A 9816-nucleotide genomic window follows, 5' to 3' on the forward strand; every position below is an offset into this window, starting at 1 on the left:
CGTAACGGGGCGGTTGAACGGCAGCCCGCGAATTACCGGCGCGCTCGCGGGGCCGGTCAGTGCTGCGGGATGTTGGCCACGCCGATGCGCTTGCGGAACACCCAGTACGTCCACGCCTGGTAGGCCAGCACCACCGGCGTGAAGATCACCGCCACCCAGGTCATGATCTTCAGGGTGTACGGGGTCGAAGCGGCGTTGGTGGCGGTCAGGCTGCCGGCCGCGTCCAGGGTGGACGGCAGCACGTTCGGGAACAGCGCCGCGAAGAGCGTCGCCACCGTCAGGCCGATCGCCACTGCGGTGCCGGTGAACGCCCAGCCCTCCCGGCGTACCCGGGCGGCGGCCAGGCCACCGAGCAGGGCGAGGGCCGCGCCGACGGCGAGCACCACGGCGGCCGCGCTGGAACGGATGCTCAACGTCCAGGCCAGGAAGCCCACGGCGAGCACGGCGGCGACGACGCCCAGGCGCACCGCCAGGGCGCCGGCGCGCTCGCGGATGTCGCCGGTGGTCTTCAGGGCGAGGAACACCGCGCCGTGGGTGGCGAACAGCACGAGGGTGGTCACGCCGCCCAGCAGGGCATACGGGTTGAGCAGGTCCACCAGGCCGCCGACGTACTCGTGCTCGGCGTCCAGCGGCACACCGCGCAGGATGTTGGCGAACGCGACGCCCCACAGGATCGCCGGCAGCACCGAGCCGACCACGATCGCGGTGTCCCAGCGGCGCTTCCAGGACGCCTCGGGGCGCTTGTGCCGGTACTCGAAGGCGACCCCGCGCGCGATCAGGGCCAGCAGGATCAGCAGCAGCGGCAGGTAGAAGCCGGAGAAGAGGGTGGCGTACCACTCGGGGAACGCGGCGAACATGGCGCCGCCGGCGGTGATCAGCCACACCTCGTTGCCGTCCCAGACCGGGCCGATGGTGTTGATCAGGACGCGGCGTTCCCGGTCGTCGCGACCGAGCACGGGCAGCAGCATGCCGACGCCGAAGTCGAAGCCCTCCAGGATGAAGTAGCCGGTGAACAGCACAGCGACGAGGAGAAACCAGATGGTGGTCAGTTCCACGATGGGCTCCGGGGCGTCAGTAGGCGAAGGCGAGCGGGCGCTCGGCGTCGTCGGTGTCGTCGGTGGGGGGCTGTTCGCTGACGTCGGGCACGCCAGCCCTGGCGTAGCGCAGCAGCAGCTTGACCTCGATCACGGCGAGGGTGGCGTAGATCAGCGTGAAGGCGGTGAACGAGGTGAGCACCTCGGCCAGCGAGACGCTGCGGGACACCCCGTTGCGGGTGAGCATCTCGCCGAAGACGATCCACGGCTGACGGCCCATCTCGGTGAAGATCCAGCCGAACGAGTTGGCCAGCAGCGGCAGCACCGGCATGGCCAGCCCGGCGCGCAGCAGCCACCTGCTGCTCGGGGTGCGGCCCTTGCGCTGGCTCCAGAGCACCAGCAGGGCGATCGCGCCGGCGGCCATCCCGAAGGCGATCATGAAGCGGAAGCTCCAGTAGGTGACCGGGATGATCGGGGTGTAGCTGCCCGCGCCGTACTGGGTGGCGTACTGGGCCTGCAGGTCGTTGATGCCGTGCACGGTGCCGTGCGGGTCGCCGGTGCCCAGGTACGACAGCAGGTACGGGATCTTGAGCGCGAACACCTCGCGGCTGCCGTCGAGGCTGCCGATGGTCAGCACGGAGAACGAGGCGGGGCTCTCGGTGCGGTAGAGGCCCTCGGCGGCGGCCATCTTCATCGGCTGCACGTCCGTCATGATCTTGCCCTGGATGTCGCCGGTGAACAGCACGGCGGCGGAGGCGACCAGGACCACCCAGGAGCCGAACCTGGTGGCGAAGCGGTACGCGCCGGTGTCGGCGGAGTCGCGGTTGCGGATCACGTGCCACAGGCCGACCGCGACGATCAGCGAGCCGGCGACCAGGAACGAGCCGGCCAGGGTGTGCGGGAAGGTGATCAGGGCGACCTTGTTGGTCAGCACGGCCGGGAAGTCGGTCAGCTCGGCGCGCCCGCTGTCCGGGTTGATCCGGTAGCCGACCGGGTTCTGCATGAACGAGTTCGCCGCGAGGATGAAGTACGCGGACAGGTTGGTGCCGATCGCGGCGGCCCAGATGCTGGCCAGGTGGGCCCGCTTGGGCAGCCGGTCCCAGCCGAAGATCCACAGGCCGATGAAGGTGGATTCGAGGAAGAAGGCGACAAGCGCCTCGATGGCCAGCGGCGCGCCGAAGATGTCGCCCACGAAGCGTGAGTAGTCGCTCCAGTTCATGCCGAACTGGAACTCCTGCACGATGCCGGTGACCACGCCCATGGCGAAGTTGATCAGGAAGAGTTTGCCGTAGAACTTGGTGAGCTTGAGGTAGCGCTCGTTGCCGGTGCGGTGCCACATCGTCTGCAGGATCGCCACCAGCACGGACAGGCCGATGGTCAGCGGCACGAAGAGGAAGTGGTAGACGGTGGTGACACCGAACTGCCAGCGGGCAACGTCCAACGCGTCCACCAGAAACCCCCAGCCATGCGTACTACGAGACGTAGTAAATACTACTGCTCGTCGTAGAAGGGTGAGTGGCCCGCACCCACCCGGGACCCATGACCCTGATCACCCAACCCGCCCCCGCGGCCCCACCGTCGCGTGCGACGATGGCGCGCTGATGAACACCTCCACCTGGCAGCCGCCGCTGATCTGGCGGGCAGCCCTTCTGCTGGCCCGGGGCCTGGTCGGCCTGCTCGCCCGCCTCGAGGTCACCGGCGACGTCCCGGCGCACCTGCGCCGTGGGCCGCTGGTGCTGGTCGCCAACCACATCAGCCCGTTCGACCCGGTGGTGATGGCCGCCGCCTGCCAGACCCGTGGCATCGCCCCACGGATCATGGCGACCGCCGGGCTGTTCCGGGTCCCGGTGTTCGGCGCCGCCATGCGTCATGCCGGGCACATCCGCGTCGACCGGGGCACCAGCGCCGTGCACCAGGCCCTCGACGACGCCGCCACGGCCGTCGCCCGCGGATCGGTGATCCTCATCTATCCCGAGGGGCGCATCGGGCTGGACCCCGGCCTGTGGCCCGAGCGCGGCAAGACCGGCGCTGCCCGACTGGCCCTGGCCTGTGGCGCTCCGGTCGTCCCGGTCGCCCAGTGGGGTGCCCACGAGGTGCTGCCCTACCAGGCGCCCCGTGGGATGCTGCGCGGCATCGCCCGCTCGCTGTGGCGCCGCCCGGTGATCCGGTTGCACTTCGGCACCCCGGTCGACCTGGGTGAGTCGAGCGCCGCGAGCCCCGGGGCCGCCCGGCGGGCCACCGGCCGGATCATCGACGCGCTCACCGACACCCTCGCCCCGCTGCGCCCCGACGAGCCGGACCTGCCTCGGCACGTCGATCCCGGCCGCCCGAGCGACCCCAGCCGCGCCCATCGACGCAGACCGGGCTGATCTACGCCGAACTGCTCGACCGCGTCGCGACCGTGGACGCCGGCGACGACGCAGCCGTACGCCGGGTCGTCGTCGGTGCCGCCCTGCGCCCGAGCGGGGCGGGACCGGCCTTGCCCGGCGCGCGGGCACTGGCCCGGACATCCTGCGCCTGGTCGCGTTGAACCGGGCTAGGAGCCGCCCGCTCCATGGCTCAGTTGGGCGAAGGCCTGGTCCGCGTCGGCAACTGCCTCGGGTTGGACATCGCGCGCGGTCCGCCCGTCGGCGATCTTCTGCCAGTTGCTCCGAGCCAGTACGCGTTGAACCGCGACCACCTGGGCGGCTTGCAGTCGGGCCCCGATACCCGCACCGAGGGCGGTGGCCAACGCTTCCTCATCGTCGAGCATGTACTGGGACCCGACGAATTGACCAATCCCACGAGGGTGCAGCAATCCAGCGGCCGTCCCACGCTGCCCAGCAGGTCGTGTGGGAAGCAGCGTGGGGACGGTCGGTCAATTCCTGATCTTGCCGATGCCCGTCACCCGCCCACGGACACCATTCGCCGGTAGGTCACCCGCAATCCACCGGCGGCGGGCATACTGCGTCGCGTGCTGACCCGATTCGGCTACCTCGACGCGCCAGCGCCACTGGCGTTCGCCCACCGTGGCGGCGCCGCCGAGGGCGACGAGAACACCACCGAGGCGTTCGCCCGGGCGATCGGGCTGGGCTACCGGTACGTGGAGACCGACGTGCACGCCACCGCCGACGGCGTGGCGGTGATCTTCCACGACCCGACGCTGCGCCGTCTCACCGGCGAGGCGGGGCGCATCGCCGACCTGAGCTGGACCGACCTCGCCTCGGTCCGGGTCGGCGGGGCTGCCGTCGTACCCCGGCTCGACGAGGTGTTGGGCGCCTGGCCGCAGGTCCGCTTCAACATCGACGTGAAGGCCGACGGCGGCGTCGAGCCGACGGTCGCGACAGTGACCCGGGCCGGCGCCGGCGACCGGGTGCTGCTCGCCTCGTTCAGCGACGCCCGGCTGACCCGGATGCGGGCGCTCACCGGCGGACGGATCGCCACCAGCCTCGGCATGCGCGGCGTCGCCCGGCTGCGGCTCGCCTCCCTGCACGGACGCCCGCTGCGGCTGCCGCCGTCGGTGGTCGCCGCGCAGGTGCCGCCGCACTACGGACGGGTGCCGGTGGTGGACCGCCGGTTCCTCGACTACTGCCACCGCATTGGCCTGCAGGTGCACGTCTGGACGATCGACGAACCAGCCCAGATGCACGACTTACTGGATCGTGGCGTGGATGGCATCATGACCGATCACGTCGGCGTGCTGCGCGACGTCTACCGCAGCCGCGGCCACTGGGCCGCCTGACCAGCCAAGGACCCCGATGGCCGAGACCGTGACCCCCACGGTGGACGACACCCCGCCGCCGGCGAGCACCCGCCGCGAGCGCCGTGGCTGGTACATCTACGACTGGGCGAACTCCGCGTTCCAGACCACCGTGATCACCGTGTTCCTGGGCCCGTTCCTCACCACCGTCGCCGAACTGGCCGCCGGGTGCGAACTGGGCGCGGAGAGCTGCCACGGGTACGTGTACCCGCTGGGCGTCAAGGTCGCCGCCGGGTCCTACTACCCGTACCTGATCTCGCTGTCGGTGTTCCTCACCGTGTTCGTGCTGCCGGTGATCGGGGCGATCGCCGACCGGTCGACGCAGAAGAAGCGACTGCTCGGTGGTGCGGCGTTCCTCGGCGCGGGCGCCACCACGGCGATGGCGTTCGTCACCGGCGAGCGCTACCTGCTCGGCGGGGCGCTCTTCCTGGTCGCCAACATCTCCTTCGGCGCGGCCCTGGTGGTCTACAACTCGTTCCTGCCGCAGCTCGGCGGCCCGGACGAACGCGACCGCATCTCCAGTCGCGGCTGGGCGCTGGGCTACCTCGGCGGTGGCCTGCTGCTGGCGTTCAACCTGGTCGCGGTCACCCTGTTCAGTGCCGACGACAACCCGCAGCGCACCCTGGACCTGGCCCGCTGGTCGATCGTCTCCGCCGGCGTGTGGTGGGCGGTGTTCACCGTGGTGCCGCTGCGCTGGCTGCGGGAACGCCCCAGCGCGGCGGCGGCGCTGGCCCGGCAGGGCAACGTGCTGACCGACGGGTTCCGGCAACTCGGCCACACCCTGCGGGAGATCAAGGCGTACCCGTTGACGCTCTTCTTCCTGCTGGCCTTCCTGGTCTACAACGACGGCATCCAGACCGTCATCACCCTGGCCAGTCAGTACGGCACCGAGGAACTGCGCCTGGAGCAGAGCCACCTGATCGTCACCATCCTGCTGGTGCAGTTCCTCGCCTTCGGCGGCGCGCTGAGCCTCGGCGCGCTGGCCACCCGCATCGGCGCCTGGAAGACGGTGCTGCTCAGTCTGGTGCTCTGGACCGCTGTGATCATCGGCGCGTTCCGGCTGCCGGCGGAGGCGCCGGTGCCCTTCATGATCCTCGGCGCGGCCATCGGCCTGGTCCTCGGCGGCAGCCAGGCACTGAGCCGGTCGCTGTTCAGCCAGCTCATTCCGGCCGGCCGGGAGGGCGAGTACTACGGCTTCTACGAGATCAGCGACAAGGGCACCAGTTGGCTCGGCCCGCTCGCGTTCGGCCTGGTGTTCCAGCTCACCGCCTCCTACCGGGTGGGCCTGGTCTCACTGCTGATCTTCTTCGTGGTCGGGTTCCTGCTGCTGGCCGCCGTGCCGGTCCGCCGCGCCATCGTCGCCGCCGGCAACACGCCGCCCCGAGTGCTCTGAGCCGGCATCCCGCGCCCGGGCTATCCGGGCCGGTCAATGGGTTAGGCTGCCCGACCGTGACCGACGATGCCGCCACCGCCCCGACCTGCCTGGCCCACCCGTTCCCCGGCCAGCCACCCGCTCCGGCCGGGTGCGTGGCCGCCCGTGGGCTCGACGGGCGTCCGGTGCACGCGGCGGCGTTGAAGTTCTTCTGGGGGCCGATGGACTGCGGCAAGTCCACGATGGCGTTGCAGATGAACTACAACCACGCCCGGCAGGGCCGTCGCGGGCTGGTCACCACCCGCATCGACAGGTCACTGGGGCCGCAGGTCACCACCCGCATCGGCCTGGCCCACGAGGCCATCGAGGTCACCGACGACCTGGACCTGCGGGCCCTGGTGCGCGGCCGATGGGCCGACGGGGTACGCGTCGACTACCTGATCTGCGACGAGGCGTGCTTCTACACCGTCGAGCACGTGGAGCAGATGGCCGAGCTGGTCGACAGCTACGACGTGGACGTGTTCGCGTTCGGCCTGGCCACCGACTTCCGGTCCTGCCTGTTCCCCGCCACCCAACGCCTCTTCGAGCTGGCCGACGAGGTGGCCCGCATCCAGGTCGAGGTGCTCTGCTGGTGCGGGCGGGAAGGGCTGCTCAACGCCCGGGTCGTCGACGGGCGGGTGGTCCGCGAGGGCGCCCAGGTCGTCATCGGCGACACCGTGGACACCGCCGAGGTGCGTTACCAGGTGCTCTGCCGCCGGCACTACCGCAGCGGCGACCTCGGCCCCCGCGACTGAGCCACCCGCCGCGCACACCCCACACCCGGTGAGTGGACCTCGGCCCGGCGGCGAGTCGGTCACCGTTCACGCGCTGGTGACCGGAACCGGTCGGTCAGGATCACGGCGACGGTCACCGCCAACGCCGCCGTGGCGCACGCCGCGACGGGTGCCGCCAATCCCACCCCGACCGGCACCAACGCCAGCAGGATCACCACCGCCGTGATCCGGCTGGTCGGCCGGATCCGCAACAGCACCGCCTGGTAGGCGGCGTGCCCGGCCAGGAACAGCGCCGGGCCGCCCAGGGTGAACAGCGCGGCAGCCGTGGTGACGCGGGCACCGGGTTGGCGCAGCAGGTGCTCGTCACCCGCCGAGGTGACGATGATGCCGGCGACCATCACGGGGTGCAGGTAGTTGAACGCCAGCCGACCCAGGGCGCCGGTGCGTTCACCGGCGTCCGCGATGACCTTCGCCGCCGCCGGCGCCGACCGGGCGAAATACACCCACCACAGCGCCACCGAACCGGCGAACGCCAGCAGGAACGCACCGGACATCGTCAGGTCCAGTTGCTGCGCGAGGGTGCTTCCGGTGACCAGGATCGACTCACCCAGGGCGATGAGGATGAACGCCTGGCACCGCTCGGCCAGGTGCCCACCCTCCACCATCCACCGCTCCGCGGGGCTACGGCCCAGACCGGGCACCGGGAACCCGGTCGACAGGCCGATCACCTCGATCACGATCGCCGCCGCCCACACCGCCTCCTGGAGGGCGCCGCCGAGCACCGCGCCGAGCACCACCAGCAGGGACGTCCCGGCGAACCACGGCAGCGTCTTCTGAAACCCGTCGACCAGCCACGGCTGGCCCTGCACCGCCCACAGCGCGAACACGGTGCGGCCCACCTGCAAAGTCACGTAGACCAGCGCGAAGACCAGCCCGGCGCTGTCGAACGCGTCGGGGATCGCCGCCGAGAGCAGCAGACTGCCCAACATCAGCGCGATCAGCAGCGCCCGCACCGGCGCCTGGTCGGGTCGCAACCAGTTCGTCCCCCAGGCGGTGTAGATCCACACGAACCAGACCAGCGCCAGCAGGAGCGCGGTGCGTGCGGCGCCACGCCAGTCCGGGTGCGCGATCAGGTAGTGCGCCAACTGGGTGGTGGTGAAGATGAAGACCAGGTCGAAGAAGAGCTCCATCGACGTGGTCTGCTCCACTCCCCGACGCTCGCGTAGCAACCAGGGCCGCTTCGGCCGAACGAGCGGGGGCTCAGAACGGGTCACCGCACACCCGCCAGTCCCCGTCCTCGCGGACCACCGGCAGCCGACGTTCCTCACTGATCCCGCCGTCGCGGGTCACCTTCACCGTCACCGTGCCCTGCGGTCGCCCGCCACGGGTGGCGACCGACACGTCGGTGATCTCGTAGTCGGTGACCATCGGTGGGGTACGCACCCAACTGGTGAAGCCGATCGCGCTCCACCGGCTGCGCGCGTCCGCGCAGAGCCGCTCGTACGCCCGGTCGCTGTCACCGAGCGCCACCTCGTTGAGGAAACCGTCGGCGGTCTCCCGGATCGGGCCGGCGGCCTGCCGAACGGTCTGCAGGTTCCAGGCACCCAACCCGGCCACCCCGACGCAGCACAGCGCCACACCGAACCCGGCGAACGCCAACCCGGTGCGCATCGGGCGGTGCCGCCGGGCCGGTCGGCTCCACGACTGACCGGCACCCACGACTACCGACCGTAGAGAACACCCTCACGCCGGAGCACGACAAGCCGAAAACTGGGTGCGCCCGATGGGCAGGTGTGCCCTGTTCGCGGTGGCTGCGGATCGTCTACCGTCGGCGCACACCCCCGAGCAGTGCCAGGAGCCATTCGATGAGCCGTTTCGTGCAGCCGGTACCACCCCCCGCCGATCCGTACGCCGGTGACGCTCTGCTGCGGTCCTGGCTGGAGCGTCACCTCGGCCCGGCCGGGCACGCCGCCGCGAAGGGCCGGCTGCACGACCTGGCCGCCGACGTCACCGGGCCACTGCGCGCGGCGCACGCCGACGCGGAGGCACACCCGCCGACGCTGGTCCGCTACGACCCGTGGGGCGCCCGGGTCGACCGCATCGACACCTCCGCCGGCTGGCAGGAGCAGCGTGCCGCCGCCGCCCGGCATGCCGTGGTCGCGCTGCCCTACCTGCCGGACGCGCGCGGCACCTGGGGGGCCGCCGCCCGCGTGGTGCAACACGCCCTGCTGCACCTGTACGGTCCGGAGTCGGCGACGTTCTCCTGCCCGGTGGCGATGGCCGACGGGGCGGCGGCGCTGCTCAGCCTGCCGGACGTCGACGGCGCGGTCCGCGACGCGTGGCTGCCCCGGCTGCTCTCCACGGACCCGGGCACGGCGATCACCAGCGGGCAGTGGATGACCGAGTCGCAGGGCGGTTCCGACCTGGGTCGGTCCAGCACTGTCGGCCGACCCGCTGCCGATGGTTCGTGGCGGCTGACCGGGGAGAAGTGGTTCTGCTCCGCCGCCGACGCGGCGATGGCGGTGGCGCTGGCCCGACCGGAGGGTGCCGGGCGCGGCAGTCGGGTGCTCGCGCCGTTCCTCGTGCCCCGGTACGCGGTCGACTCGCCACTGCCCGGCGGTGTGGCACCGGGCGCACCCGCGCCGGGGGTCACCGTGCACCGCCTCAAGGACAAGCTCGGCACCCGGGCGCTGCCCACCGCCGAGATCGGTCTGCGCGACGCGTACGCCGTTCCGCTGGGCGATCCGGCGGTGCCCGGTCTGGTCCGGGCGATGACCCTGGTCGTGGTGACCCGGGTGCACAACGCCGCCGCGGCGGCCGGCGGCATGCGGCGGGGTCTCGCCTACGCCCGCGCGTACGCCGACGTGCGGCACGTGGCCGGCGGCGCGTGGCGTCCGC

Annotated in this window: 10 protein-coding genes; 5 read left to right on the top strand and 5 right to left on the bottom strand. The window is 71.5% G+C overall.

Annotated features, from left to right (window positions below):
- Nucleotides 1–56 precede the first annotated feature (56 nt).
- Together cydB and JM949_RS12030 are read right to left on the bottom strand one after the other, a co-directional pair.
- Nucleotides 57–1055: a cytochrome d ubiquinol oxidase subunit II gene (gene cydB, locus JM949_RS12025; protein ID WP_203148490.1), complete on the bottom strand. Its 999-nt coding sequence runs from the start codon at nt 1053–1055 to the stop codon at nt 57–59.
- Nucleotides 1056–1071: 16 nt separating this feature from the next.
- The gene (locus tag JM949_RS12030; protein ID WP_203148492.1) at nt 1072–2484 is read right to left on the bottom strand and encodes a cytochrome ubiquinol oxidase subunit I; all 1413 of its coding nucleotides are present in this window, start codon (nt 2482–2484) and stop codon (nt 1072–1074) included.
- Between the two features lie 151 nt (nt 2485–2635).
- On the opposite strand from JM949_RS12030, the gene JM949_RS12035 reads away from it, so the two are divergent.
- Nucleotides 2636–3403 carry a lysophospholipid acyltransferase family protein gene (locus JM949_RS12035; protein WP_203148494.1) on the top strand — a complete coding sequence of 256 codons (768 nt, stop codon included), beginning with the start codon at nt 2636–2638 and terminating at the stop codon, nt 3401–3403.
- A gap of 167 nt (nt 3404–3570) precedes the next feature.
- Here JM949_RS12035 and JM949_RS12040 read toward each other — a convergent pair whose 3' ends face one another.
- Nucleotides 3571–3786, bottom strand: a complete 216-nt coding sequence (locus JM949_RS12040) for a hypothetical protein (protein WP_203148495.1) — start codon at nt 3784–3786, stop codon at nt 3571–3573.
- Nucleotides 3787–3987: 201 nt separating this feature from the next.
- Between JM949_RS12040 and JM949_RS12045 the strand changes: the two genes are divergently transcribed.
- The 3 genes from JM949_RS12045 to JM949_RS12055 are packed head-to-tail and all read left to right on the top strand — an operon-like array spanning nt 3988 to nt 6939.
- On the top strand, nt 3988–4755 hold the full coding sequence (locus tag JM949_RS12045) for a glycerophosphodiester phosphodiesterase (RefSeq protein WP_203148496.1): 768 nt from the start codon (nt 3988–3990) through the stop codon (nt 4753–4755).
- A 16-nt stretch (nt 4756–4771) separates the two neighbouring features.
- A complete protein-coding gene (locus JM949_RS12050) occupies nt 4772–6166 on the top strand; it encodes an MFS transporter (RefSeq protein ID WP_203148497.1) in 1395 nt (464 codons plus the stop codon).
- Between the two features lie 56 nt (nt 6167–6222).
- On the top strand, nt 6223–6939 hold the full coding sequence (locus tag JM949_RS12055) for a thymidine kinase (RefSeq protein WP_203148498.1): 717 nt from the start codon (nt 6223–6225) through the stop codon (nt 6937–6939).
- A gap of 59 nt (nt 6940–6998) precedes the next feature.
- Here the strand turns inward: JM949_RS12055 and JM949_RS12060 are convergent, their stop codons facing one another.
- Nucleotides 6999–8126, bottom strand: a complete 1128-nt coding sequence (locus JM949_RS12060) for a low temperature requirement protein A (RefSeq protein ID WP_203148499.1) — start codon at nt 8124–8126, stop codon at nt 6999–7001.
- A 52-nt stretch (nt 8127–8178) separates the two neighbouring features.
- Complete coding sequence (locus tag JM949_RS12065; RefSeq protein WP_407664737.1) at nt 8179–8637, bottom strand: Rv0361 family membrane protein; 459 nt, start codon at nt 8635–8637, stop codon at nt 8179–8181.
- 146 nt (nt 8638–8783) lie between these two features.
- Here JM949_RS12065 and JM949_RS12070 point away from each other — a divergent pair.
- The coding region (locus JM949_RS12070; protein ID WP_203148500.1) for an acyl-CoA dehydrogenase family protein at nt 8784–9816 on the top strand (1033 nt) is incomplete at its 3' end.

The sequence above is a fragment of the Micromonospora tarensis genome (assembly GCF_016803395.1).
GTDB classification, from domain to species: domain Bacteria; phylum Actinomycetota; class Actinomycetes; order Mycobacteriales; family Micromonosporaceae; genus Micromonospora; species Micromonospora tarensis.

Coding starts and splice junctions, on each gene's coding strand:
- JM949_RS12040 (WP_203148495.1), bottom strand. CDS start 3,786: ATGCTCGACGATGAGGAAGCGTTGGCCACCGCCCTCGGTGCGGGTATC.
- JM949_RS12035 (WP_203148494.1), top strand. CDS start 2,636: ATGAACACCTCCACCTGGCAGCCGCCGCTGATCTGGCGGGCAGCCCTT.
- JM949_RS12050 (WP_203148497.1), top strand. CDS start 4,772: ATGGCCGAGACCGTGACCCCCACGGTGGACGACACCCCGCCGCCGGCG.